The following is a 24833-nucleotide window of genomic DNA, read 5'->3' as shown; positions in this document are numbered from 1 at the left end:
GGTCATGCCTCCTTTCCAAACAGCCCGGCCGGGCGAAGCAGCAGTACCAGCACCATGATCACGAAAATCACCGTGTTGGCCGCCTCGGGATAGAACACCTTGGTCAGGCCCTCGATCAGCCCCATGGCGAGGCCCGTCACAATCGCGCCCATGATCGAGCCCATCCCGCCGATCACCACCACAGCGAAAACCACGATCAGCAGGTTCGAGCCCATGCCCGGCGTCACGGCGTAGATCGGTGCAGCCAGCACGCCGGCGAACGCGGCGAGCGCAACGCCATAGCCGTAGGTCAGGGTGACCAGCACCGGTACGTTGATTCCGAACGCCTGCATCAGCTTCGGATTTTCCGTACCGGCACGTAGGTAGGAACCCAGCCGGGTGCGCTCGATCATGTACCAGGTCACGAGGCACACCGTCAGCGCGGCGACGATCACCCAGCCGCGATAGGTCGGCAGAAACATGAAGCCCAGGTTGTGCCCGCCCTTGAGCAGGTCCGGCATCGGATACGGCGAGCCGGACACGCCGAACAGTTTGACGAAACTGCCCTCGACGATCAGCGCCAGGCCGAACGTCAGCAGTAGACCGTACAAGTGGTCTTCTCCCGCGATACGGCGCAGCAAGCCGCGCTCGATGCCCATGCCCAACAGCCCGATAAGCACCGGGGACAACAGCAAGGCCATCCAGTAGTTGATGCCCAGGTAGTTCAGCCCGAGGAAGGCGGCGAACGCACCCAGCATGTATTGCGCGCCGTGGGCGAAGTTGATGATGCGCAACAGGCCAAAGATGATCGCCAGACCAAGGCTTAACAGCGCGTAGAACGAGCCGTTGATCAGGCCGAGCAGCAATTGCCCGAACAGAACGCTCAGCGGAACGCCGAATACGAGAGTCATGGGGTACCCACCAGAGAATGTCCTCGAATGCCCGGCCCCTCAGGCGAGAGATGGCCGGGCAGCGGCAGCTCGGCCGTCAGCTCTTCGGTGCCATCTTCTGGCACTGGCTTTCACCAATCGGACGGAACGCTTCGTCGCCCGGGATGGTGCTGACGATCTTGTACAGGTCCCACTCGCCTTTGGATTCCTCCGGCGTTTTGACCTGCACCAGGTACATGTCATGCACCATGCGGCCGTCTTCGCGGATCTTCCCGTTCTTGGCAAACATGTCGTTCACCGGTGTTTTGGCCATGTGCGCGCGGACGGTCTCGACATCATCGCTGCCGGTCTCCTTCACCGCGTTGAGGTAATGCATCGTGGCCGAGTAGATACCAGCCGGCACCATGCCAGGCATGCGCCCGACACGCTCGTGGTAGCGCTTGGCCCAGGCGCGGGTTTCCTCGTTCATGTCCCAATACCAGCCGGTGGTCAGCATCAAGCCTTGGGTCACGTCCAGGCCCATGGCGTGGATGTCGTTGAGAAACACCACCATACCGGCCAGCTTTTGTCCGGACTGGGTCACGCCGAACTCACTGGCGGTTTTCAGCGAATTCACCGTGTCGGCGCCCGCATTCGCCAGCGCGACTACGTCGGCGCCGGAGCCTTGGGCCTGGAGGATGTAGGAGGAGAAGTCGCTGCTCGGGAAGGGATGGCGAACGGTGCCGACCACGCTGCCGCCCTCGCCTTCGACGACTTTCTTGATGTCGTTTTCCATCGCATGGCCGAAGGCGTAGTCGGCGGTGAGGATGAACCAGCTCTTGCCGCCATCCTTGAGCACCGCGTTAGCGGTGCCGTTGGCCAGCGCGAAGGTGTCGTACGTCCAGTGGATATGGCTCGGGGCGCAATATTCATTGGTAATGCTGGAGGCCGCCGCGCCGGAGATGAGCGCCAGCTTGCCGCCCTGCTCCACGACCTTAGCGGCGGCCAACACGACGGAACTCGCAACCATGCCGGTCACCATGTCCACGTTGCGCTCGTCGATCCACTGGCGAACCGTGTTGGCGCCGACGTCAGGCTTGTTCAGGTCGTCGGCATTGAAGGTGACGATTTTCTTGCCATTGACGGTGCCACCAAAATCTTCGATGGCCATTTGCAGCGCTTCGAGCCCACCGGGGCCGGAGAGGTCGCGGTAGGTGCCGGACATGTCAGCCAGGTAGCCGATGCGGACTTCGTCGTTACTGATATCTGCCTGCGCGGCACCGGCAATGAAGCTGGAGACGAGAACGGCGGCTGCGGTTTTCCGTAGATTTTTCATATTCACCCACTGTGATTGTTTTTGTTGGTGGTTGATGACGACGCCGGCTTACAGCGAGCCAGCAGATCCCTCTGGCAGGGGTCAGACCCCGAGACAGCTGTTCAGAAACTCCTTTTTCGAATCCAGCTCGGCGGCGTGGATTTCCTCGATGACCTGGCCGTGCTCCATGACGTAATGCCGGTCGGCCAGGGGCGCGGCGAAGCGGAAATTCTGTTCTACCAGCACAATGGTCAGGCCGCGCTTCTTCAGCTTGAGCAGTACCTCACCGAGCTTCTGCACGATTACAGGCGCGAGGCCTTCGGTGATTTCGTCGAGCAACAACAGGTTGGCGCCGGTGCGAAGAATGCGCGCCATTGCCAGCATCTGCTGTTCTCCACCGGAGAGCCGCGTGCCCTGGCTGAAACGACGTTCGTAGAGGTTGGGGAACATCTCGTAGAGCTCGTCCAGGCCCATGCCGCCGCTACGCACCGTGGGTGGTAGCAGCAGGTTTTCCTCGACGCTGAGGCTGGCGAAGATGCCACGCTCTTCCGGGCAGTAACCCACGCCGAGCCGCGGAATCTGGTGAGCAGGTAAGCCGATGGTTTCGTTACCGTTGACGACGATGGAGCCGGTGCGCCGGCCCACCATGTTCATGATCGCCCGCAGCGTAGTGCTCCGACCCGAGCCGTTTCGCCCGAGAAGCGTCACCAGCTCGCCGCGCCCGACCACCATGTCGACGCCATGCAGAATGTGCGATTCGCCATAAAAGGCGTGCAAGTCATCGACTCGCAGTTGGTCCCGATCAGCCGAGGGCGTCATGCGTGAGCCTCCTCTGCCGGGGCTTCGCTGCCCATATAGGCCTCGCGGACCTGCGGGTTGGCCGAAACCGTCTCGTAGTCGCCCTCGGCCAATACCGCGCCGCGTGCCAGCACCGTGATGCGGTCGCATAGGCGGCTGACCACACTCAGGTTGTGCTCGACCATCAGCACCGTACGGTTCTGCGCTGCGCGCCGGACGAGCGCAACCACCATGTCGACATCCTCGCTGCCCATGCCTTGGGTGGGTTCATCGAGCAGCAGAACCACGGGATCGAGCGCGAGCGTGGTAGCAAGTTCGAGAGCACGCTTGCGCCCGTAGGGCAGCTCGATGGCAAGGGTTTGCGCGTAATGCTCAAGGTCGACATCAGCGAGCAACTGCATCGCGCGATCATCGAGTTGGCGCAGCGTGTTTTCCGATTTCCAGAAATGAAACGAATTGCCGAGCTTCTGTTGCAGCGCGACACGGACGTTCTCCAGGACCGTCATGTGACCGAACACAGCGGAAATCTGAAACGAGCGCACCAGCCCCAATCGCGCGATTTGGTTCGCCTTCATCCCGGTGATGGATTGGCCGCGATAGAGAATGTCGCCGCGTGTGGGTGTGAGGAACTTGGTGAGCAGGTTGAAGACGGTCGTCTTGCCGGCGCCGTTGGGGCCGATGAGTGCGTGGATGTGCCCTGTCTGGACACGAAGATCAACGGAATCCACTGCGGTGAAGCCGCGAAATTCCTTGGTCAGGCCGCGCGTTTCCAGCACGAACTCGGGTGCCATGGGATGCCCTCTAACCCTGATTATTGTTGTTGGTTATGGCGCAGGTCACCGGATGACCTTTACGTAAACGATAACAACCGTTTTCAGCGCCAGGCAAGCCCCGTTTTCAAACGCCCGATTGAGCGAAGGCTTACTGGTGACGCGCTTCCCGCGGCCAAGGACTACTGGTGAAACATCTTGAAAAAGCCGGGCCGGTGGCGGCCCGGAAAAAGACCAACGAGGAGGTATTACGTAGAGCGGCCGGCTTTACCAGAGCGCTAGCGTGTAGCTGAGAATCAGCCGGGTCTCATCAATGTCACGACCGAAATTGGTCCGCACGGTAGCGTTGCGCACCTTCATGCCGAAGTTCTTCAGCGGACCGCTCTGGACCACATAGGCGATATCGGTGTCGCGCTCCCACTCTTCCCCTTCACCGCCGCCGGCCAGCGCGACGTTGTCACCGGACACGTAACGGGCCATCAGGCTCAACCCGGGGATGCCCGCCGCTGCGAAATCATAGTCGTAGCGAACCTGCCATGACTTCTCATCTTGGTTGCCGAAGTCATTGATCTGCAACAGGTTTATCAGCATGTTGTCGCCACCGCTGACATACGCGAAGCCCGTATCGCCGCTCATCTTCTGATAACCGCCGGTGAAGCCGTGGCCACCGATCTTGTAGGTGAACAGCGCGCCGAAAGCATTGTTGTCGACGTTGCTGCCACCATCGTCGGTGGAGCGCACATAGCGCAGGTCGGTCTTGAAGCTCTGGTTCTCACCCAGCGGCATGATATGCACCAGCTGTGTGTTGTGCTGCTTGTAGATCCCGTCAAGCGCGCCGTAGTAATAGCTGGCGGTCAGCTCGGGCGTGAACTGGTACTTGCCGCCGGCGAACATGAACTCATCGCTCGTCGTGCTGCTGCCCAGACTGATGTTGCGCGCGCCGCCGTTGAAAACGGTCATCTCCTCGTAATCGGACGAATCGCGATAGCTGGTGCGGTCAAGCATACCGGCGTCGAGCGTCAAGCCTTCAAGCTCTTTGCTCTGAAGCCAGGCACCCCGGTAGACATTGGGCAGCAGGCGGCTGTCGTTGCGCATCAATACGGGGATGATCGGTTGCAGCGTGCCGACATGCAGCGTTGTGCTGGACACCTTGGCCTTGGCCGTCAGGCCGGCGGTCCCGTAGTCGTCGTGCGCCTTGTTCGGCGCCTCGCGGTCTCGTGGCAGCAGGCCGGTGCCAGTCCGCTCGGGATCCGAGTCGAGTTTGACGCCGAGCAGGCCGATGGCATCAATGCCGAAGCCGATCGGCCCTTCGGTATAGCCAGATTCGAGCTTGAGAATGAAGCCTTGGGCCCACTCCTCGGCTTTCGATTGACCGGTACCGCTGCGGAAGTCGCGGTTCATGTAGAAGTTGCGAAGTTCGACGGCTGCCTTGCTGTCGTCCAGGAACGCCGCAGACGCCATCGACGAGGTACCCAGGGCGGTAGCCGCCAGGCTGCTGAGGATGAAATAACGGCTAAGGGGTTTCAGTTGCATAGTGATCACTCTTGTTATTGTCTTGGTTGATGCAGCTGTAGAGCCGGCCTCACTCTCCCACCGACTCGGCTTTACCACAGCAAGTGGTAAACCTGACGCTGACGCCTAGCCTGCGGCAGCCCTGGGCACTCGGCCCAGCAAATAGAATTCCTCGTTCGGCGGCGTGCGCGCCATCGAAACCAGCCGATTGGATAGCCCGAACAGCGCAGCTATGGAGCCGATATCCCAGATATCGCCATCAGTGAAGCCCAGTTTCGTCAATCGCGCCTGCCAGTCGTCATCCAGCACACCTCTGTTGGCCGCCAGATGAAGCGCGAAATCGATCATCACCCGCTGGCGCTCGCTGATGGGCGCGGTGCGGTAGTTGACGGCGATCTGGTCAGCAATCAGAGGATTTTTCGCCAGAATGCGAAGGATGGCGCCATGCGCAACCACGCAATAGAGGCAGCCGTGGTCCGCGCTTACTGCCACCACGATCATCTCCTTCTCGGCCTTGGTCAGGCTGTCGGATTCGCGTTCCATCAGCGCGTCGTGGTAAGCAAAAAAAGCACGAAATTCATCTGGCCGATGGGCCAGCATCAGGAAGACATTCGGCACGAAGCCGGCTTTTTCCTGCACTGCGAGGATGCGCTCGCGCACGTCAGCAGGCAGCGAATCGAGGTCTGCGACAAGCGGGAAACGGCTGATTGCATCTGCCATGGGGCGCTCCGGTATTAGGTATGTGCGCAGATCAAGGGCGGCTGGCCGCCGCCCTCCCGTTTACGCGTGGTCCAGGCCCAACTCAGCGACGCTGACTTCGCGCATCTTGAATTTCTGCACCTTGCCGCTGATGGTCATGGGAAATTCGTCGACGAACTTGATGTGCTTGGGCGTTTTGAAGTGTGCGATGCGGCCCTTACAGAACCCGCGCAGCTCCTCCTCACTGGCCTCGTGCCCGGGGTGCAGCTTGACCCAGGCGACGATCTCCTCGCCGTAGGTCTTGTCCGGCACGCCGATCACCTGCACATCCGCAACCGCAGGATGAGTGAAGAGGAATTCCTCGATTTCGCGTGGATACACGTTCTCGCCGCCGCGAATGATCATGTCCTTGTTGCGCCCGACGATCTTGATATAGCCCTCGTCATCCATGATCGCGAGGTCGCCGGTGTGCATCCAGCGCGCCCCGTCGATCGCGCTTGCGGTCGCTTCCGGGTTATTCCAGTAGCCGAGCATCACGCTGTAGCCGCGGGTGCAAAGCTCGCCAATCTGCCCGCGCGGCACGATGCGGTTGTGCTCGTCGACCACTTTGCTTTCCAGATGCGGCTGAGTACGACCGACGCTGGTGACGCGCCGTTCGAGGTCATCGTCCGGACCGGTCTGGGTGGAGACCGGGCTGGTTTCAGTCATGCCGTAGGCGATCTGCATCTCCGCCAGGTGCATGTCATCGATGACGCGCTTCATGACTTCGATGGGGCACGTAGAGCCCGCCATGATGCCGGTACGCAGGCTGCTCATATCGAGCGACTGTCGCTCCGGGTGATCGAGCATGGCGATGAACATAGTCGGCACGCCGTACATGCCAGTGGCTTTTTCTTCGGTCGCAGCCTGCAGCGCGGCGAGCGGCTCGAAGGCGGCGCTCGGATAGATCATCGTGGTGCCGTGGGTGACGCAACCCAAGTTGCCCATGACCATGCCGAAGCAGTGATACAGCGGCACCGGGATGACCAGCCGGTCTTGCTCGGTGAGTTTCAGGCTCTCACCGACCATGTAACCGTTGTTGAGAATGTTGTAGTGGCTAAGGGTGGCGCCCTTGGGGAAGCCGGTGGTGCCGGACGTGTACTGGATGTTGATGGGATCGTCGAACTGAAGCTGCTCACTGCACTGGCGCAGCTGTTCCGGACCGACCTGCTCGGCCATGTCCATCAAGCCTTTCCAGAGCAGCATGCCATCCACAGGCGTGTCGCACAGGCTGATCACGCCGCGCAGCTCCGGCAACATATGGCTCTGTAGCGCGCCCACCGCCGAGCGTTCCAGCTCCGGCAGCAAGTCGTTGAGCATCGCGTGGTAATCGGACGTCTTGAATGCATCTGCACAGATCAGCCAACGGCAGCCGGACTGTTTGAGTGCGTATTCGAGCTCGTTCAGCCGATAGGCCGGGTTGATGTTCACCAGCACCACGCCGATCTTGGCCGTGGCGAACTGGGTGATGCACCACTGGGCGTTGTTCGGTGACCAGATGCCCACCCGCTCGCCAGCCTTCAATCCGAGCGCGAGCAGCCCGCGTGCGCAGCGATCAACCTGTTCGGCCAGCTGGGCCCAGGTGTAACGCAGGTTCTGGTGCCGTACGACCAAGGCCTCACGTTCGGAGAACCGCTCGACCGTCCGGTCGAATGCCGCACCAATGGTCATCGCCAGCAGGGGTTTGGTTTGCGGTCCGCAGGTGTAGCTCGGAAGACTCATGTCATAAATCCTCGGTCTTATGTTTGTTATGAGGCCCTGCAGCCCGGCCTGTCGATGAGTTGACAGTTGCTTCGGGCCGGGATTACGTTAACGTAAAGGTCACAGCGTGACAACCCACCGCACCCTACGCCGAACGTCGGCCTGGGCATGGCGTTAGGAACAGGCTGGAGTGCAGGTGGAATCAACATTTCGCCTCGCCCAGCAGTCGAACAGAACAATGACAAGACAAGCAGGTGGCACATGACTTACTCCGGTCTCAACTTCGCCCTCGGTGAAACCGTCGACATGCTCCGCGACCAGGTGCGCGGTTTCGTGGCCGATGAACTGGCGCCCCGCGCCGAAGCCATCGACCGTGACAACCTCTTCCCGAGCGACATGTGGCGCAAGTTCGGCGACATGGGCCTGCTCGGTATCACCATAGACGAGGAATACGGCGGCGCCGGGATGGGCTATCTGGCGCACGTCGTCGCGCTCGAGGAAATCAGCCGCGGCTCGGCCTCGGTGGGCCTGTCCTACGGCGCGCATTCGAACCTGTGCGTCAACCAGATCAACCGCAACGGCACGCCCGAGCAGAAAGCCAAATACCTGCCCAAGCTGGTGTCCGGGGAGCACGTCGGCGCGCTGGCGATGAGCGAGCCCAACGCCGGCTCCGACGTCGTCTCGATGAAGCTGCGCGCCGATAAGCAAGGCGACCGCTATGTGCTCAACGGCAGCAAGACCTGGATCACCAACGGGCCGGACGCCAACACCTACGTGATCTACGCCAAGACCGACCTGGACAAGGGCCCGCACGGCATCACCGCCTTCATCGTCGAGCGCGACTGGAAGGGCTTCTCCCGCGGCAACAAGTTCGACAAGCTCGGCATGCGCGGCTCCAACACCTGCGAACTGTTCTTCGATGACGTCGAGGTGCCGGAAGAGAACGTGCTGGGCGTCGAGAACGGCGGCGTCAAGGTACTGATGAGCGGCCTGGACTATGAACGCGTGGTTCTGGCTGGCGGGCCGGTTGGCATCATGCAAGCCTGCCTCGATGTAGTCGTACCCTACATCCACGACCGCAAGCAGTTCGGCCAAAGCATCGGCGAGTTTCAGTTCATCCAGGGCAAGGTGGCCGACATGTACACCCAGCTCAACGCCAGTCGCGCCTACCTCTATACCGTGGCGCAGGCCTGCGATCGCGGCGAAACCACCCGCAAAGACGCCGCCGGGGTGATTCTCTACACCGCCGAGGCGGCCACGCAGATGGCGCTGCAGGCGATCCAGATCCTCGGTGGCAACGGCTACATCAACGAATTCCCCACCGGCCGGCTGCTGCGCGACGCCAAGCTCTACGAGATTGGTGCCGGCACCAGCGAGATCCGCCGCATGCTGATCGGCCGCGAGCTGTTCAACGAAACCAAGTGAGCCGTAGGGTGGAAACGGCCAACGGCCTCTTCCACCGCATTGACGAAACAAGGTGGAAATCGCTTCGCCGATTTCCACCCCACGGGAGCCCGAACATGGCCATCCTGAACACCCAAATCAACACCCGCTCGCCTGAGTTCGCCGCCAACCGCGACGCGATGCTCGAACAAGTCGAGCAACTAAGGTCGCTGCTTGGCCGTGTCAGCGAAGGCGGCGGCGAAAAGGCCCAGCAGCGCCATGTCGCCCGCGGCAAGCTGCTCGTGCGTGACCGCATCAACGCCCTCCTCGACCCCGGTTCGGCCTTCCTCGAGGTTGCGCCACTGGCCGCTCACGAAGTCTATGGCGAGGACGTCGCCGCTGCCGGTGTGGTCGCCGGCATTGGCCGGGTCGAAGGCGTCGAGTGCATGATCATCGCCAACGACGCCACGGTAAAAGGCGGCAGCTACTACCCGCTGACGGTCAAGAAGCACCTGCGCGCCCAAGCCATCGCTCAGCAGAACCGCTTGCCATGCATCTACCTGGTCGATTCCGGTGGCGCCAACCTGCCCCGCCAGGACGAGGTGTTCCCGGACCGCGAACACTTCGGCCGCATCTTCTTCAACCAGGCCAACATGAGCGCCATGGGCATTCCGCAGCTGGCTGTGGTCATGGGCTCCTGCACCGCCGGTGGCGCCTATGTGCCGGCGATGGCGGACGAGACCATCATGGTGCGCAATCAGGCGACCATCTTCCTTGCAGGCCCGCCGCTGGTGAAAGCCGCCACCGGCGAAGTCGTCACGGCGGAGGAGCTGGGCGGCGCCGACGTGCACTGCAAGACGAGCGGCGTCGCCGATCATTACGCCGAGAACGACGAACATGCCCTCGCCCTCGCCCGTCGCTGCATGGCTAACCTCAATTGGAGCAAGCTCGGTCAGGTGCAGGTACGTGAGCCTCGCGCGCCGCTGTACCCGGCCGATGAGCTTTACGGCGTGATTCCGGCGCAGGCCAAGCAGCCCTACGACGTCCGCGAAGTGATTGCACGGCTGGTCGACGGCAGCGAGTTCGATGAATTCAAAGCGCTGTTCGGCACCACCCTGGTCTGCGGCTTCGCCCACCTGCACGGCTATCCGATCGCGATCCTGGCGAACAACGGCATTCTGTTTGCCGAAGCCGCGCAGAAAGGCGCGCACTTCATCGAACTGGCCTGTCAGCGCGGCATTCCGCTGCTGTTCCTGCAAAACATCACCGGCTTCATGGTTGGGCAGAAATACGAGACCGGCGGCATCGCCAAGCATGGCGCCAAGCTGGTTACAGCAGTCGCGTGCGCTCAGGTGCCGAAGTTCACCGTGGTCATCGGCGGTAGTTTCGGCGCCGGTAACTACGGCATGTGCGGCCGCGCCTATGACCCGCGCTTCCTGTGGATGTGGCCCAACGCGCGGATTGGCGTGATGGGTGGCGAGCAGGCAGCCGGCGTGCTGGTACAGGTCAAGCGCGAACAGGCCGAGCGCAGCGGGCAGACCTTCTCGAATGAGGAGGAAGCCTCGCTCAAGCAGCCAATCCTGGAGCAGTACGAGCACCAGGGCCACCCCTATTATTCGAGTGCGCGCCTTTGGGATGACGGCGTTATTGATCCGGCGCAGACGCGTGATCTGCTGGGCCTGGCACTCTCAGCCAGTCTCAACGCGCCGATCGAGCCGACGCGGTTCGGCGTATTCCGGATGTAGAGCCTGCGGCGATCAGCGCATGGCGCGGCCAAGGCCATCAGGTGATGGTTAGACCTGGCTGGTGACCGGGCGCAGCGGCGTCACATGATCGCGAGCAAGCTCGCTCCCACAGGAGAAGCAGATGACCGATTTTCAGACCATCGAACTCGAATACAGCGACAAGGGTTTCGCCACCCTCTGGCTCAACCGGCCGGAAAAGAACAATGCCTTCAACGCCGAAATGATCCGTGAGCTGGTGCAGGCGATCGACCAGGTCCAGATGGACAAGCATCTGCGCTTCCTGCTGCTGCGCGGGCGCGGCAAGCACTTCTCCGCCGGTGCGGATCTGGCGTGGATGCAGGAATCGGCGAAGCTCGATTTCGACGCCAACCTCAACGACGCGCGTGAGTTGGCCGAGCTGATGTACAGCCTCTACCACCTGAAGCTGCCAACGTTGGCCGTCGTGCAGGGTGCGGCCTTCGGCGGTGCCGTCGGGCTCGTCGCCTGCTGCGACATGGCCATCGGCGCGCACGACGCGCTCTTCTCGCTTTCGGAGGTACGAATCGGCCTCGCGCCTGCGGTGATCAGCCCCTTCGTGATCAAGGCCATCGGTGAGCGCGCTACGCGCCGTTACGCCATGACCGGTGAACGCTTCAGCGGCGAACGCGCCCGCGAACTGGGTCTGCTCTCCGAAACCTACGCCGCCGCCGAACTGGACGACGCTCTGCAAGGCTGGCTCGACAACCTGATGCTCAACAGCCCACAGGGCATGCGGGCCAGCAAGGATCTGCTGCGCGAAGCCGCCAGTGCCTCGTTGAACCCGGCACTGCGGCGCTACACCGAGAACGCCATCGCCCGAATCCGCGTCAGTCCGGAAGGCCAGGAAGGGCTCAATGCTTTTCTGGAAAAGCGCAAACCAGCCTGGCTGGGGGACACTTGATGACCGGGCTCGCCTGGAACACCGCCCCCTCACCCCAGCCCTCTCCCCAGCGGGGCGAGGGGGTTTGGCGGTGCGGGACCTGGAGCGCGGTGGCCGCCCGCTACGACCCGGGTGCTGGGCCAGCAGATCTGAAAAGTCGTCGTACTTACCGCAGCGATGGCAGCGATGCCCGTCCTGCGACATCTACCAGACAAGCACCGAGCTACCAAACCACACCATTTCTTCGCCTCACTCCGCCATCCCCTTCGCCCCTATGGGGAGAGGGCTAGGGTGAGGGGAAACCCACTCAAGGCCACGCGGGAGCTACAACAATGATTACCACCCTCCTGGTCGCCAACCGCGGCGAAATCGCTTGCCGCGTGATGCGCACCGCTAAGGCCATGGGCCTGACCACCGTCGCCGTGCACAGCGCCATCGATCGCCATGCCCGGCATGCCCGGGAAGCAGACATTCGTATCGACCTCGGCGGCGCCAAGCCCGGCGAGAGTTACCTGCTGATCGACAAGCTGATCGATGCGGCAAAGGCCAGCGGCGCCCAGGCGATTCACCCCGGCTATGGCTTTCTCTCCGAAAACGCCGACTTCGCCCGCGCTATTGAAGACGCCGGTCTGATCTTCCTCGGCCCGCCCGCCTCGGCCATCGACGCCATGGGCAGTAAATCCGCCGCCAAGGCGCTGATGGAGAAAGCCGGCGTGCCGCTGGTGCCGGGCTATCACGGCGAAGCGCAGGATCTGGAAACCTTCCGCCTCGCCGCGGAAAAGATCGGCTACCCGGTGCTGCTCAAGGCCACCGCCGGCGGTGGCGGCAAAGGCATGAAGATCGTCGAGCGCGAAGCCGACCTCGCCGAAGCACTGCAGTCGGCCCAGCGCGAAGCACAGTCGTCGTTCGGCGACTCGCGCATGCTGGTCGAGAAATACGTACTCAAGCCGCGCCACGTCGAGATACAGGTGTTCGCCGATCAGCACGGCAACTGCCTCTACCTCAACGAGCGAGACTGCTCGATCCAGCGTCGCCACCAGAAGGTCGTCGAGGAAGCGCCCGCGCCTGGCCTTTCTCCGGAGCTTCGCCGCGCCATGGGCGAAGCCGCGGTAAAGGCTGCGCAGGCCATCGGTTACGTCGGCGCCGGCACCGTGGAATTTCTGCTCGATGCACGCGGCGAGTTCTTCTTCATGGAGATGAACACACGCCTGCAGGTCGAGCACCCGGTGACCGAGGCAATCACCGGGCTGGACTTGGTTGCATGGCAGATTCGCGTCGCCCGCGGCGAGCCGCTGCCGATCACTCAGGATCAGGTGCCGCTCAAGGGCCACGCCATCGAAGTGCGGCTCTACGCCGAAGACCCGGACAACGACTTCCTGCCGGCCACCGGCACGCTGGGTCTGTACCGCGAATCCGCTGCTGGGCCCGGCCGTCGCGTCGATAGCGGCGTGGCCGAAGGGGACCAGATCTCGCCGTTCTACGACCCGATGCTCGGCAAGCTCATCGCCTGGGGCGAGAACCGCGAGGAAGCGCGCCTGCGGCTGCTGGCGATGCTGGAGGAAACCTACGTTGGCGGCGTGCGCACCAACCTGGCGTTCCTGCGGCGGGTAATCGGTCACCCTGCGTTCGCAGCCGCAGAACTGGACACCGGATTCATCCCCCGCCACGAAGCCGAGCTGATGCGCAAGCCCGGCGAATTGGGCGATGCGTTCTGGCAAATGGCCGGCGAGCTTTACGTACAAACCGAACCCGCTAACGTTCGCCACGACGACATGCACTCGCCTTGGGCAAGGCGCGACGGCCTGCGCTTCGGGATGCCGGCGCGGATCGGCGTGCATCTTCAGTGCAATGGCGAAAGCAGACGGGTTTGCGTCGGTGCGGGTTCAGAGGCGAGCGCTCCCGCCCTGGCTCGCGAATCAGATGCCGTCTCGGCCGCTGCCATACCGAGCGAGCTCGCGCCTGCGAAAACGGAAGCCTTGCGCAGGCCGAAGGCGATTCGTCAGGGCCACACGCTGTATCTCGAATGGAATGGCGCGCTGCACGCCGTGACCGCCTTCGATCCCATCGCAAAGGCCGAGGCCAGCCACCAGCACCATGGCGGGCTGACGGCTCCCATGAACGGCAGCATCGTTCGTGTGCTGGTCGAGGCCGGGCAGCAGGTCGAAGCCGGCGCCACGCTGATCGTGCTGGAAGCGATGAAGATGGAGCACAGCATTCGCGCCGCGGAGGCCGGCGTCGTCAAGGCGGTCTATTGCAGCGAAGGCGAAATGATCAGCGAAGGCGCCACGCTGGTAGAGCTTGAAGAATGACCGCCGACGCTGGTCCGCGATTCGGGCGATGCCTGCCGGCTTCGCCGAGCGCCGGCCTCGTGAACCTGGCCGCCACGATGGCCTGTCGCAGGGGCGCGCTTGCACGCAAAGGCGACGATCAGGAGGCGCGCCTTCGCGAGCTGATCAGGAAACGCCCGCTCCCCCTCATCAGGCGCGCAAACGCTACCCCGCCGTTACATCCGGAAGCGGCTGACCGTCTCGTTCAGGTCCACGGCCAGGCGGGACAGTTCCTGGGTTGCGATGCTGGTTTGCTGCGCGCCGGCGGAGGTCTGTACCGAAAGGTCACGAATGCTGACAAGGTTGCGGTCGATCTCCCGCGCGACCTGCGCCTGCTCTTCGGAGGCGCTGGCGATCACCAGGTTGCGCTCGTTGATACCGGCGACCGTTTCAGCGATCTGCACCAGCGCCGCGCCCGCTGCGTGCGCCTTGTCCAACGTACCCTGCGCGCGCGATGCGGTCTGCTGCAGCGCCTCGACCGTCAGGCCGGTGCCTTGCTGGATGCTGCCGATCATCGACTCGATTTCGCGTGTGGATTCACCGGTACGCTTGGCCAGGGCACGCACCTCATCGGCGACAACGGCGAAGCCACGGCCAGCGTCCCCGGCCCGCGCCGCTTCAATGGCGGCGTTGAGCGCAAGCAGGTTGGTTTGTTCAGCAACGGCACGGATAACGTCCAGCACACGGGTAATGTTGTGCGTTTGGTCGGCCAGGTCGCCCGCCCGCGCCGAAGCGCTGACCACGTCATCGGTCAACGCCTGGATCGCGGCAATCGCCTCGTCCAGCTGCCGGCGCCCTTGCTGCGCCGAGTCGCTGGAAGCCCGCGACGCTTCGGAGGTGGACACCGCGTTGCTCGCCACTTCCTCGACCGCGCAGGTCATTTGATTGACCGCCGTGGCAGCCTGTTCGATCTGCTCGTTCTGCCGGTGCAAGCCATCGGTACTGTCGAGCATCACGGCAGTCATCTCTTCGGCGGAAGTCGTCAGTACGCTGGCCGAATCGTTGATCTGCCCGATGATCTTTCGCAGGTTGGCCTGCATGTCACGCAGCGAAACGAGCAGCTGGGTGGCCTCGTCGTTGCCATCGACCGGCACCAGATGGGTCAAATCACCATGTGCGATCTGGTCGGCCACGGCCACCGCCTGGCGCATCGGCCGGACAATACTCGCCGTCAGCACCAGCGCCAACGCAACGGTCGCTACGAGCGCCAGGACGATCACGGCCAGGATCACGGTGCGCGCGTTTTGATAGACGGCTGTCGAGGCCTGAACGGCGTGATGCGCGCCCTCCTCGTTGAATGTTCTAAGGCTCATCAGCGCATCGTTGAATTGCGGCCCGAGCGCGGCGAGCCGTTCATTGATCGGCGCCATGGTTGCATCGTTCGGCTGCCCGGCCATCAACCGCTGGCGCTCTTCGAGGGTTGCGGCGTATTGCTCGAACAACGCCTTGGCTGCGTTGAAGGCACGCGCTTCCTCGTCCCCGGTGATGTGCGCCTGGTACTGCGTCATGTGCTGCTGCAGGTCGGCCATCGCCGATGCGATAAGCGCATCGCTGCTGCGCTGCGTCTCGGCGTCCCGGAAGGCCAGCTGGCGCAGGGATTCGGTCCGCACCTGGGCAAAACCCAGCGCCATGTCATCTGCGGCTGCCTGGCTCGGCATCCAGTCCGAGTCGATCTCGCTGCCCGCTGCGCGGATCGCCGCCATTTGCATCAGGCTGAACAGCCCGAGGGCGGTGAGCAGCACAGCGACGATCGCAAAAAACAGCAGTGTGCGATGGGATATTCGGATTTTACGCAGCATGACGCCCTCAATAAGTGCGCGCGGTGGGACCGGGCTTCCTATTCTTATCTGCCAGCACCCTGCGAACTTGAGCCGGAGGTCCCGTTGTGACCGAAAAGTCACTCAGCTTCGGTAGCCCATTCCATACCGTCACACAGAAAGAGAAACGCCCATGACCACAGACATCCCACGCCGGGTCCGCCTGGTGGAAGTCGGCCCGCGCGACGGCCTGCAGAACGAAAAGCAGCCCATCGACGTCGCGGACAAGGTCCGGCTGGTCGATGACCTGACCGCAGCCGGCCTTCACTACATCGAGGTAGGCAGCTTCGTCTCGCCCAAATGGGTGCCACAGATGGCCGGCTCAGCGCAAGTCTTCGCGCAGATCAAACAGAAGCCCGGCGTGACCTATGCGGCGCTAACGCCGAATCTAAAAGGTCTGGAAGCGGCGATCGAAGCCGGTGTCAGCGAGGTGGCGGTGTTCGGCGCGGCATCCGAAGCCTTTTCGCAGAAAAACATCAATTGCTCGATCGCCGAAAGCCTGGAGCGCTTCGCGCCGTTGATGGCCGCCGCCCGGGAGAACGGCATTCAGGTACGCGGCTACGTCTCCTGCGTGTTGGGCTGCCCGTATGAAGGCGAAATTGAGGCCAAGCGCGTTGCGCATGTTGCTCGCGAACTGTTCGCCATGGGCTGCTACGAAGTCTCGCTGGGCGACACCATCGGCACGGGCACACCCGGCAAGACCCGCCAGCTGATCGAAGCGGTCAGCCGCGAGGTACCGCGTGACAAGCTCGCCGGGCATTTCCACGACACCTACGGCCAGGCGCTGGCCAATATCTACGCCAGCCTGCAGGAGGGGATATGCACCTTCGACAGCTCCGTCGCTGGTCTCGGCGGCTGCCCCTATGCCAAGGGCGCCAGCGGTAACATCGCCAGCGAAGACGTGCTCTACATGCTTAACGGTCTGGGCATAGAGACTGGTATCGATCTCGGCGCGCTGATCGCCGCCGGGCAGCGCATCAGCGATGTCCTGGGCCGCCCCAATGGATCGCGGGTCGCGCGAGCGCGTCTGAGTGCGGAATAACCCGACCCTGTAGCCCAACTCGGATAACAAGAGGCCTACATGAACAAGATCTACCCCAACGCGCAGCAGGCGCTCGACGGTCTGGTCGAGGACGGCATGACCCTCGCGGTCGGCGGCTTCGGCCTGTGCGGCATCCCCGAAGCGCTGATCGCGGCCTTGCGCGACACCGGCAAGAAAGACCTCACCGTGATCAGTAATAACGCGGGCGTCGATGGTTTCGGCCTCGGCCTGCTGCTCGAAACGCGCCAGGTGCGCAAGATGATTTCGTCCTACGTGGGCGAGAACAAGGAGTTCGAGCGTCAGTATCTAGCGGGCGAGCTTGAACTGGAGTTCACCCCACAGGGCACGCTGGCCGAGAAGCTGCGCGCGGCCGGCTCCGGGATTCCGGCGTTCTACACCCGCACCGGCTACGGCACGCTGATCGCCGAGGGTAAGGAAACCCGCCAGTTCAACGGCGAGTGGTACGTGATGGAAGAGTCGCTGCCAGCCGATGTCTCGCTGGTCAAGGCGTTCAAGGCGGACAAGGCCGGCAACCTGGTCTTCAACAAGACGGCACGCAACTTCAACCCGCTCGCCGCCATGGCTGGCAAGGTCTGCGTCGTGGAAGTCGATCATCTCGTGGAAACCGGTGAGCTGGACCCGGACCAGATTCACCTGCCCGGCATCTACGTGCAGCGCATCATCCACAACCCTGACGCCGAAAAGCGCATCGAAAAACGCACGGTGAGGAGCTGATCATGGCCTGGACACGCGAACAGATGGCGCAACGCGCCGCGCAGGAGTTACAGGACGGCTTCTACGTCAATCTGGGTATCGGCCTGCCGACACTCGTCGCCAACTACATTCCCGAGGGGATGGACGTCTGGCTGCAGAGCGAGAACGGCCTGCTCGGCATCGGCCCCTTTCCCACGGAAGACGAGATCGACCCGGATCTGATCAACGCCGGCAAGCAGACCGTCACCGCCCTGCCCGGCAGCGCCTTCTTCGACAACGCCATGAGCTTCGGCATGATCCGCGGTGGCCATATCAACCTGGCGATTCTCGGCGCCATGCAGGTGTCTGAGGAGGGTGACCTGGCGAACTGGATGATCCCCGGCAAGATGGTCAAGGGGATGGGCGGTGCGATGGACCTGGTCGCGGGCGTCAAGCGCGTCGTGGTGCTGATGGAGCACACCGCCAAGGGCGCGCACAAGATCATTCCGCACTGCGACCTGCCACTGACCGGCGTCGGCGTCGTGGACCGCATCATCACCGACCTCGGCGTACTGGACGTGACCGAGCAGGGCCTGAAGCTGGTGGAGCTGGCCGACGGTGTGAGTTTCGAGGCGATGCAGCAGGCCACCGGCTGCACCATCCACCGCTGAGCGAACTCGCACCTCTGTGACATGGCCCGACGCCACTGTGCATCGGGCCAGCGCAGCGTGTAGCCTTGGCCCGTTTCAAACGCAAGCACGCACCCGGCTCGACGCGAGCCGCGGGTGGATAGGCAGGACTGGATTACCTTCATGGCAAAGCAGACGTACAGCATTTCCGATTTGGCCAACGAGCTCGACATCACCACCCGCGCCATCCGCTTCTACGAAGAACAAGGCATGCTCTCGCCGACCCGCCGCGGTCAGGAACGCATCTACAGTCCGAAGGATCGGGTTGCCCTCAAGCTCATCCTGCGCGGCAAGCGCATCGGCTTCTCGTTAGCCGAGTGTAAAACTCTGATCGAACTCTACGACCCCAAGGCCGGCAACCAGAAGCAGCTGAACATCATGCTTGGCATGATCGCCGAGCGCCGCCAGCAGCTCGAACAGCAGCTGCTGGATATCCAACAGATGCAACTTGAACTCGACACCGCCGAGGAACGTTGCCTGACCGCGCTCAAGACCACCTTGGGCAAGGAAGCGAGCTAAGCGCTGACGTGAGCGGGCCGAACCGTCCAGTGAGCTGGACAGGCTTCCAGATTTCTGGACACACGACTCCAGCCGCTCGGCGGCTGTCCAGCCACCTGGACACCACCGACCTGCTCCAACCGGCTAAACCGCTCTAAACCGGCCGCTCCAGCCTGATTTCCCGGTCAGGCATAGAACCTGCTAAGTCTTTCCACACAACGCCAGATCCCCAGGTGGCACGTATGGCTGCGGCCGTTTCGTTTGCCGCCCGGCCCAAACGCCGGTTCTGGCCCAGAACAACAAGAAAGAAGGAAAACCTGCAATGTCGATTACCAAGAAGCTGTCCCGTCTCGCCTGTGCCATTGGCGCCACCACCGTGCTCGGTGCCAGCCTGGTTGGCGGCCACGCCGTAGCCGCGGAGAAGATTCGCTGGCAAGTCCCGCTGGCCTTTCCATCGCATCTGATCGGCCTGACCACACCCATCAAGCATCTTTCCGAATCGCTCAAGGCCATTTCTGGCGGCGACATCCAGCTGCGCTACTACGAGCCGGGCGAACTGGTGCCGCCGTTCGAAATCATGGATGCGGTCAGCAACGGCAAGTACCCAGCCGGCTACACCTGGATTGGCTATGATCAGGGCACCATCGCTGCGCTGCCACTGTATTCCGGCGCGCCGTTCAACATGGAACCGCCGGCTTATCTGGCCTGGTACTACGAAGGCGACGGTAAGAAGCTGCTCGAGGAGATCTACGCTCAGCGCAACATCCATCCGATGCTCTGCAGCATCATCGGCCCGGAGGGTGCCGGCTGGTTCTCCAAACCAATCGAAAAGCTCGAAGACATTGACGGCCTGCGTATTCGCTTCGCCGGCATCGGCGGCAAGGTGCTGGAGAAACTCGGCGCCTCGGTGACCATGGTGCCGGGTGGCGAGATCTACCAGGCGTTGGAACGCAAGACGATCGACGCCACCGAGTTCTCTCAGCCTGCCGTCGACAAGATGCTGGGCCTCGACCAGATCATCAAGAACTACGTCATGCCGGGCTGGCACCAGACGCTGACCACCTCGCATCTGCTGGTCAATAAGGGCGTGTGGGACAAGCTGGAGCCGCAAAGCCGCGCGCTGATCGAGATGGGTTGCGAATCGGCCACGCTCAAAGGTTTCGCCGAAAGCGAGTGGGCCCAGCCCACTGCCCTGCGCGACTACGAGAAGCAGGGCGTGAAGGCCCAGGTGCTGCCGGAGCCGGTGTTGCGCGAACTGGAACGTGTGACCAACGAAGTGCTGGACGAGATCGCTGCGAAGGACGAGATGTTCAACCGCGTCCTGACCAGCCAGCGCAACTTCATGAAGCACCACTCCATCTGGCAGAGCAAAGGCTACCTGCCACGCGACTACTACCAGTACGACTGAGGCCTGGCGCCGCTCAGCGGGCGCGCCGCCAGGGTGCGCCCGCTCCCTCTTATGGTCCGGACTGTCGAGGTGAGATCGTGTCCGCTGCTCCTGTATCCGAAACGCCCGGTAGCGTCGCGCCTGGCGATCCGCTACCCCATAACCGGTTATCCCACTGGCTCGACCGGGCGCTCGTCGCGATCGGCGAAGCCAGCGCCTGGATCTGGTTGCTGGTGCTGGCCGTCGTGCTGGCCAACGTCTTCAGCCGCTTCGTGCTCGCACGCGGTTCGATCGCCCTGGAAGAGCTCTCCTGGCACCTGTTCGGTGCGGTGCTGATGCTTTCGCTCGCCTATGCGGTGGTGCGCGATGATCATGTGCGGGTCGATGTGTTGCGCGAAAAATTCAGCTTGCGCAGCCAGGCCATGATCGAGCTGCTCGCTATCCTGTTTCTCGCGCTTCCGATCGTGGTGCTGATGGTCGACGCCCTCGTACCGTTCGCTTACCAGGCGTACATCTACGACGAGCGCTCTCAGGCCCCAAGCGGCCTGCCGCATCGCTTCATCTTCAAGAGTGTGTTTCCGCTCGGGTTGACGCTGGTCGCCCTGGCACTGCTGTCACGCGCAAGCCGCTGCAGCACCTTCCTGTTCAACTTCCCGCGGGCGCTCGCCGCCCCCCGGCATGACCGCGACCGCGGCCATGCGCAGCCCTGATGGAGCCGTCTTGATCATGGGTCTGGAACAAATTCTCGTCATCGCGATGTTCGCCTCGTTCATGGGGCTCCTGCTGCTGGGCTTCCCAGTCGCCTGGTCGCTGGCCGGCATCGGACTGTTGTTCGCCGTGCTCGGTCATGTGCTGGTCGAGCACTACGATGCCGATCTCTGGTTCACGTGGGATGGCACCATTGGCGTCCTGGATGCGCGCATCTATGGCATCGTCGCCAACGAACTCATGGTTGCCCTGCCACTGTTCATTTTCATGGGCATCATGCTCGACCGCTCCGGCATCGCCGAGCGGCTGATGCACAGCCTGGTCCGGGTGCTCGGCCCGTTGCGCGGCGGCTACGCCGTGACAGTGGTGCTGGTGGGTATTCTGCTTGCCGCATCTACCGGCATCGTCGGTGCCTCGGTGGCGCTTCTCGGCATGCTCTCCATCGGGCCGATGCTGCAGGCCAAATACAACAAGAGCCTGGCGGTCGGCACGGCCTGCTCCGTTGGTACGTTGGGCATTCTTATCCCGCCGAGCATCATGCTGGTGCTGATGGCCGACCGGCTAGGCACCTCCGAAGCGTCCGTGGGCAAGCTGTTCATGGGCGCGCTAATTCCGGGGATGATGCTGGCGCTGATGTACATCCTCTACATCGTGGTAGTCGCCTGGCTGAAGAAAGATTTTGCGCCCGCTCCGGCCAACCGGCAGAAGCTCGATGCAAAGGCATTGGTCGACGTGTTCTGGGCCGTCGTGCCGCCGTTCGTGCTGATCCTCGCGGTGCTCGGCTCGATCTTTTTCGGGATCGCGACCACCACCGAAGCCTCGGCTGTCGGTGCCTTCGGCGCGGTGCTGATGGCGGCGTTCAGCCGCAGACTGAACATGGCGGTGCTGAAAGACGCGCTCTACCAGACCAGCCGCACCGCGGCGTTCATCTTCGGCATCTTCATCGGCGCCACGGTATTCGCTGCGGTGCTTCGCGGTTTGGGCGGCGACGATGTCATTCGCGCAGCGCTCACCGGGCTGCCGTTCGGCCAGACGGGAGTTCTGCTGACGGTACTGCTGATCACCTTCCTGCTCGGCTTTTTCCTCGACTGGGTGGAGATCACCCTGATCATCCTGCCGCTGGTCGCGCCTGTGCTGTTCTCGATGGGTGTCGACCCGCTGTGGTTCGCGATCCTCTTCGCGCTTTGCCTGCAGACATCTTTCCTCACGCCGCCAGTGGGTTTCGCGCTGTTCTACATCAAGGGCGTCTGCCCGCCAGAGGTGACCACGCGGGATGTTTACCTGGGTGTGCTGCCTTACATCCTCATCCAGCTGCTGGGGCTCGCACTGGTGTTCTTCTTCGCGCCTTTGGCGACCTGGCTGCCGAACGAGGTGTACGCGCAGTAAAACGACCTGCGTTGGCGATACTGCATGGCTTGCCTCGCCAACGTTTTCAGGCTGGTTCGTGGCGGGCCGGTCGCCTTGCTCCGCACAACCGGCGCCTCCCATAATCGGCCGATCGAAACCGGACAGCTCCGCTCATGGCAATTGCACGCAACGACCTCGACCACAACGGCCTGATCATCGGGGTCTCGCCTGAGCGCTTTCGCGCGGTGGCGATGCCGCTCCTGTTTGACCACCTGAACGCCCAGTGCGAAGGCACCATCGCGGTAAACCGGCAGGCACGCATCGTCTGGATAAACGACAAATATGCCGAGAAGATTGGCATCAGCGATCCGCGCAGCGTGTTAGGCAAAGAGGTCGAGGAGGTCTTGCCGGCCAGCCGCCTGCGCGAGGTAGTCGACAGTGGCCTGCCGAGCATGCTCGACCTCATGGCGTTCGGCGACGAACACTTCGTCGTCACCCGTATCCCGCTCCGCGATGAAGACGGCACCCTCGTAGGGGCCCTGGGGTTCGTCCTGTTCGACCGCGCCCGGCACCTCAAGCCGCTCATGTCCAAGTTCAACGTACTGCAGACCCAGCTTGTCGCGACGCAGAACGAACTGGCCAAGGCTCGCCGTGCCCGCTATACGATCGCAGGGTTCATCGGTACCAGCCCGGCCGCGAGCGAGGTGAAGCGTCAGGCTCGGCGCGCCGCGCAGCTGGATGCGACGGTGCTTATCCGAGGTGAAACCGGCACCGGCAAAGAGCTGCTTGCCCAAGGCATCCACAACCTGTCCCCGCGCGCCAATGGGCCATTCGTTGCGGTAAACGTAGCGGCGATTCCAGAGACGCTGGTCGAAGCCGAGCTGTTCGGCACCGCACCCGGCGCCTTCACTGGCGCCGACCGCAAGGCGCGCATCGGCAAGTTCGAAGTGGCCAATGGCGGCACCCTGTTTCTCGACGAAATTGGTGACCTGCCGCTGGCCCTTCAAGCCAAGCTGTTGCGCGTGCTGCAGGAGCAGGAGATCGAGCCGCTGGGCTCCAACCAGGTCAAACCGCTCAACGTGCGGGTGATCGCCGCCACACATATCGACCTCGAAGCGAAGGTGGCCGCGGGCGAATTTCGTGACGATCTTTACTACCGCCTCAACGTGCTCGCATTGAAGGTGCCGCCTTTACGTGAGCGCGCCAGCGACATCCCTTCGGTCATCGAGCACCTGCTCGACGACATCGCCAACCGCTCGGGCCAGGCGCCCATGGAACTGACGGCCGATGCGATTGCGCTGCTCTGTCACCAGCCCTGGCGCGGGAACGTTCGTGAACTCGGCAACTTGCTGGAACGGGCCCAGCTAAGCACCGATGGCGCGCCACTCGAAGCCAAGCACTTCCTGCCACTGCTAGCCGACCAAACCAGCAAGCCGGCGCCACCAGCCGCCGCGCTCATTGAAGTCGCCGCCACAAGTGCTGGCACTGCAGGGTTGGAAACCGCAGCCAGTGACCCCGCTCCACTGCAACGCCTTGCCGAAAGCATCGCCCAAGCTGAACGCCGCGCCCTGCAAAGCGCCCTGCTCGCCTGCAAAGGCAACCGCCGCCGGGCCGCTACCGAACTTGGCATCTCGCGCGCCAGCCTTTATTCGAAGCTGCAACTGCACGGTTTGAGCGAGCGTTGATCAGGCGCAACCTATCCTGACGATGCCACTCGCCAGCGCGTTGTGGTGCATGGCGGGCGGCGCTAAGGTGGTAGCAGCACCGTTAAGACAGCCGCAGGATGCGCCTCATGACGTTTAGCCTCCGCCCCGTCCAGCCGGACGACCTTGCCGCGATTTGCCGCTGGCCGGAAACCGCGACCGAGCTCTACTACTGTTTCCCAAGGCTCGTTACCCATTGACCGTTGGGCAATTGTCCGCGGCAATTGCGCAGCGTGCCGAGTCGACCGTGGTGTGCCTGTCGAACCGGCCGGTTGCGTTCGCGAACTTTTACCGATGGGAACAAGGCGGCGTATGCGCAATCGGCAATGTGATGGTGGATTCGAGCGCCCGACGCCTCGGTGCTGCCAGCATGCTGGTCGAGCACTTATGCCGACTCGCTTTCGATCGTTATGGAGCCAGCGAAGTGCGCGTGTCCTGCTTCAATCACAATACGGCCGGATTGCTGTTCTATCCGAAACTGGGCTTCATGCCCATCAGCATCGAGCCGCGCGAAGGGCTCGATGGCGAGCGCCTCGCACTGATCCATATGCGCCGCGAAAGATAACCAGAACCGACGGGAGTCCACCATGCATCCAGCCGCCAACTGCACCTCGCTCGACGAAGTCCGCCAGAACATCGACCGTATCGACGAAGCGTTGGTCGCGCTTCTTGCCGAGCGTGGGCGGTACGTGAAGCGCGCGGCAGCGTTCAAAAAGACCAGCGACGATGTGAGGGCACCTCAGCGGGTCGAGCGGGTCATCGAAAAGGTCCGCGCGCTGGCGACCACTCTGCAGGCGAACCCCGACATCACCGAACAGATATATCGGGCGATGATCGCCGGGTTCATCGAGGCCGAACTGGCAGAGCATGCGGCATTGCGAGCCAATTAACTCACGCGCGTGCGATTCTTAGCG

General features: G+C 62.8%; 21 protein-coding genes and 1 pseudogene. 14 read left to right on the top strand and 8 right to left on the bottom strand.

The annotated features are described in order from the left end of the window. Positions 1-2 precede the first annotated feature (2 nt). The 7 genes from KXR72_RS00395 to KXR72_RS00365 all read right to left on the bottom strand — a co-directional run bounded on the left by KXR72_RS00395 (position 3) and on the right by KXR72_RS00365 (position 7703). Positions 3-890: a branched-chain amino acid ABC transporter permease gene (locus KXR72_RS00395; protein ID WP_437419165.1), complete on the bottom strand. Its 888-nt coding sequence runs from the start codon at positions 888-890 to the stop codon at positions 3-5. A gap of 76 nt (positions 891-966) precedes the next feature. After that, a complete protein-coding gene (locus KXR72_RS00390) occupies positions 967-2184 on the bottom strand; it encodes an ABC transporter substrate-binding protein (RefSeq protein ID WP_437419164.1) in 1218 nt (405 codons plus the stop codon). Between the two features lie 81 nt (positions 2185-2265). Continuing rightward, entirely contained in the window at positions 2266-2982 is a 717-nt protein-coding gene (locus tag KXR72_RS00385; RefSeq protein ID WP_437419163.1) for an ABC transporter ATP-binding protein, read from the bottom strand. Beyond that, on the bottom strand, positions 2979-3752 hold the full coding sequence (locus KXR72_RS00380) for an ABC transporter ATP-binding protein (protein WP_437419162.1): 774 nt from the start codon (positions 3750-3752) through the stop codon (positions 2979-2981). The genes KXR72_RS00385 and KXR72_RS00380 overlap by 4 nt, the downstream gene beginning before the upstream one ends. Before the next feature lie 246 nt (positions 3753-3998). Next, a complete protein-coding gene (locus KXR72_RS00375; RefSeq protein ID WP_437419161.1) occupies positions 3999-5264 on the bottom strand; it encodes an OprD family porin in 1266 nt (421 codons plus the stop codon). Positions 5265-5369: 105 nt separating this feature from the next. Further along, entirely contained in the window at positions 5370-5963 is a 594-nt protein-coding gene (locus KXR72_RS00370) for a peroxidase-related enzyme (protein WP_437419160.1), read from the bottom strand. Between the two features lie 60 nt (positions 5964-6023). Next, entirely contained in the window at positions 6024-7703 is a 1680-nt protein-coding gene (locus tag KXR72_RS00365; protein ID WP_437419159.1) for an AMP-binding protein, read from the bottom strand. 240 nt (positions 7704-7943) lie between these two features. Here KXR72_RS00365 and KXR72_RS00360 point away from each other — a divergent pair, with 240 nt between their 5' ends. The 4 genes from KXR72_RS00360 to KXR72_RS00345 all read left to right on the top strand — a co-directional run bounded on the left by KXR72_RS00360 (position 7944) and on the right by KXR72_RS00345 (position 14017). Then, on the top strand, positions 7944-9107 hold the full coding sequence (locus KXR72_RS00360) for an isovaleryl-CoA dehydrogenase (protein ID WP_437419158.1): 1164 nt from the start codon (positions 7944-7946) through the stop codon (positions 9105-9107). Positions 9108-9202: 95 nt separating this feature from the next. Beyond that, entirely contained in the window at positions 9203-10810 is a 1608-nt protein-coding gene (locus KXR72_RS00355; protein ID WP_437419157.1) for a carboxyl transferase domain-containing protein, read from the top strand. A 121-nt stretch (positions 10811-10931) separates the two neighbouring features. Next, positions 10932-11729 (top strand): gamma-carboxygeranoyl-CoA hydratase, encoded by a 798-nt coding sequence (locus tag KXR72_RS00350; RefSeq protein WP_437419156.1) that lies wholly within the window; start codon positions 10932-10934, stop codon positions 11727-11729. Positions 11730-12040: 311 nt separating this feature from the next. Continuing rightward, positions 12041-14017 carry an acetyl-CoA carboxylase biotin carboxylase subunit gene (locus tag KXR72_RS00345; RefSeq protein ID WP_437419155.1) on the top strand — a complete coding sequence of 659 codons (1977 nt, stop codon included), beginning with the start codon at positions 12041-12043 and terminating at the stop codon, positions 14015-14017. 194 nt (positions 14018-14211) lie between these two features. Here KXR72_RS00345 and KXR72_RS00340 read toward each other — a convergent pair whose 3' ends face one another. Continuing rightward, the gene (locus tag KXR72_RS00340) at positions 14212-15834 is read right to left on the bottom strand and encodes a methyl-accepting chemotaxis protein (protein WP_437419154.1); all 1623 of its coding nucleotides are present in this window, start codon (positions 15832-15834) and stop codon (positions 14212-14214) included. Between the two features lie 151 nt (positions 15835-15985). Between KXR72_RS00340 and KXR72_RS00335 the strand changes: the two genes are divergently transcribed. The 10 genes and pseudogenes from KXR72_RS00335 (at position 15986) to KXR72_RS00290 (ending at position 24809) form a co-directional block, all read left to right on the top strand. After that, on the top strand, positions 15986-16894 hold the full coding sequence (locus tag KXR72_RS00335) for a hydroxymethylglutaryl-CoA lyase (RefSeq protein WP_437419153.1): 909 nt from the start codon (positions 15986-15988) through the stop codon (positions 16892-16894). A gap of 39 nt (positions 16895-16933) precedes the next feature. Next, on the top strand, positions 16934-17629 hold the full coding sequence (locus KXR72_RS00330; protein WP_437419152.1) for a CoA transferase subunit A: 696 nt from the start codon (positions 16934-16936) through the stop codon (positions 17627-17629). 2 nt (positions 17630-17631) lie between these two features. Continuing rightward, positions 17632-18258 carry a CoA transferase subunit B gene (locus KXR72_RS00325; RefSeq protein WP_437419151.1) on the top strand — a complete coding sequence of 209 codons (627 nt, stop codon included), beginning with the start codon at positions 17632-17634 and terminating at the stop codon, positions 18256-18258. Positions 18259-18399: 141 nt separating this feature from the next. Further along, positions 18400-18795, top strand: coding sequence for a MerR family transcriptional regulator (locus tag KXR72_RS00320; RefSeq protein ID WP_437419150.1), 396 nt, complete (start codon positions 18400-18402; stop codon positions 18793-18795). Positions 18796-19096: 301 nt separating this feature from the next. Next, positions 19097-20182 (top strand): TRAP transporter substrate-binding protein, encoded by a 1086-nt coding sequence (locus tag KXR72_RS00315; RefSeq protein ID WP_437419149.1) that lies wholly within the window; start codon positions 19097-19099, stop codon positions 20180-20182. Between the two features lie 77 nt (positions 20183-20259). Next, entirely contained in the window at positions 20260-20871 is a 612-nt protein-coding gene (locus KXR72_RS00310; protein WP_437419148.1) for a TRAP transporter small permease subunit, read from the top strand. Between the two features lie 16 nt (positions 20872-20887). Beyond that, complete coding sequence (locus KXR72_RS00305; protein WP_437419147.1) at positions 20888-22255, top strand: TRAP transporter large permease; 1368 nt, start codon at positions 20888-20890, stop codon at positions 22253-22255. 134 nt (positions 22256-22389) lie between these two features. Beyond that, complete coding sequence (locus tag KXR72_RS00300; protein WP_437419146.1) at positions 22390-23901, top strand: sigma-54 interaction domain-containing protein; 1512 nt, start codon at positions 22390-22392, stop codon at positions 23899-23901. Positions 23902-24008: 107 nt separating this feature from the next. Next, positions 24009-24484: pseudogene (locus KXR72_RS00295) on the top strand (N-acetyltransferase family protein). Positions 24485-24506: 22 nt separating this feature from the next. Beyond that, positions 24507-24809, top strand: coding sequence for a chorismate mutase (locus KXR72_RS00290; RefSeq protein WP_437419145.1), 303 nt, complete (start codon positions 24507-24509; stop codon positions 24807-24809). Positions 24810-24833 lie beyond the last annotated feature (24 nt).

The sequence above is a fragment of the Stutzerimonas chloritidismutans genome (assembly GCF_051486945.1).
Taxonomy (GTDB): domain Bacteria; phylum Pseudomonadota; class Gammaproteobacteria; order Pseudomonadales; family Pseudomonadaceae; genus Stutzerimonas; species Stutzerimonas chloritidismutans_B.
The sequence above is the reverse complement of the archived record's forward strand: the minus strand, read 5'-3'. Positions and strand labels throughout refer to the sequence as shown.

What these genes read in the sequence shown, in the direction of transcription:
- KXR72_RS00395 (WP_437419165.1), bottom strand. Translation starts at nt 890, where the DNA reads ATGACTCTCGTATTCGGCGTTCCGCTGAGCGTTCTGTTCGGGCAATTG.
- KXR72_RS00390 (WP_437419164.1), bottom strand. Translation starts at nt 2,184, where the DNA reads ATGAAAAATCTACGGAAAACCGCAGCCGCCGTTCTCGTCTCCAGCTTC.
- KXR72_RS00385 (WP_437419163.1), bottom strand. Translation starts at nt 2,982, where the DNA reads ATGACGCCCTCGGCTGATCGGGACCAACTGCGAGTCGATGACTTGCAC.
- KXR72_RS00380 (WP_437419162.1), bottom strand. Translation starts at nt 3,752, where the DNA reads ATGGCACCCGAGTTCGTGCTGGAAACGCGCGGCCTGACCAAGGAATTT.
- KXR72_RS00375 (WP_437419161.1), bottom strand. Translation starts at nt 5,264, where the DNA reads ATGCAACTGAAACCCCTTAGCCGTTATTTCATCCTCAGCAGCCTGGCG.
- KXR72_RS00370 (WP_437419160.1), bottom strand. Translation starts at nt 5,963, where the DNA reads ATGGCAGATGCAATCAGCCGTTTCCCGCTTGTCGCAGACCTCGATTCG.
- KXR72_RS00365 (WP_437419159.1), bottom strand. Translation starts at nt 7,703, where the DNA reads ATGAGTCTTCCGAGCTACACCTGCGGACCGCAAACCAAACCCCTGCTG.
- KXR72_RS00360 (WP_437419158.1), top strand. Translation starts at nt 7,944, where the DNA reads ATGACTTACTCCGGTCTCAACTTCGCCCTCGGTGAAACCGTCGACATG.
- KXR72_RS00355 (WP_437419157.1), top strand. Translation starts at nt 9,203, where the DNA reads ATGGCCATCCTGAACACCCAAATCAACACCCGCTCGCCTGAGTTCGCC.
- KXR72_RS00350 (WP_437419156.1), top strand. Translation starts at nt 10,932, where the DNA reads ATGACCGATTTTCAGACCATCGAACTCGAATACAGCGACAAGGGTTTC.
- KXR72_RS00345 (WP_437419155.1), top strand. Translation starts at nt 12,041, where the DNA reads ATGATTACCACCCTCCTGGTCGCCAACCGCGGCGAAATCGCTTGCCGC.
- KXR72_RS00340 (WP_437419154.1), bottom strand. Translation starts at nt 15,834, where the DNA reads ATGCTGCGTAAAATCCGAATATCCCATCGCACACTGCTGTTTTTTGCG.
- KXR72_RS00335 (WP_437419153.1), top strand. Translation starts at nt 15,986, where the DNA reads ATGACCACAGACATCCCACGCCGGGTCCGCCTGGTGGAAGTCGGCCCG.
- KXR72_RS00330 (WP_437419152.1), top strand. Translation starts at nt 16,934, where the DNA reads ATGAACAAGATCTACCCCAACGCGCAGCAGGCGCTCGACGGTCTGGTC.
- KXR72_RS00325 (WP_437419151.1), top strand. Translation starts at nt 17,632, where the DNA reads ATGGCCTGGACACGCGAACAGATGGCGCAACGCGCCGCGCAGGAGTTA.
- KXR72_RS00320 (WP_437419150.1), top strand. Translation starts at nt 18,400, where the DNA reads ATGGCAAAGCAGACGTACAGCATTTCCGATTTGGCCAACGAGCTCGAC.
- KXR72_RS00315 (WP_437419149.1), top strand. Translation starts at nt 19,097, where the DNA reads ATGTCGATTACCAAGAAGCTGTCCCGTCTCGCCTGTGCCATTGGCGCC.
- KXR72_RS00305 (WP_437419147.1), top strand. Translation starts at nt 20,888, where the DNA reads ATGGGTCTGGAACAAATTCTCGTCATCGCGATGTTCGCCTCGTTCATG.
- KXR72_RS00300 (WP_437419146.1), top strand. Translation starts at nt 22,390, where the DNA reads ATGGCAATTGCACGCAACGACCTCGACCACAACGGCCTGATCATCGGG.
- KXR72_RS00290 (WP_437419145.1), top strand. Translation starts at nt 24,507, where the DNA reads ATGCATCCAGCCGCCAACTGCACCTCGCTCGACGAAGTCCGCCAGAAC.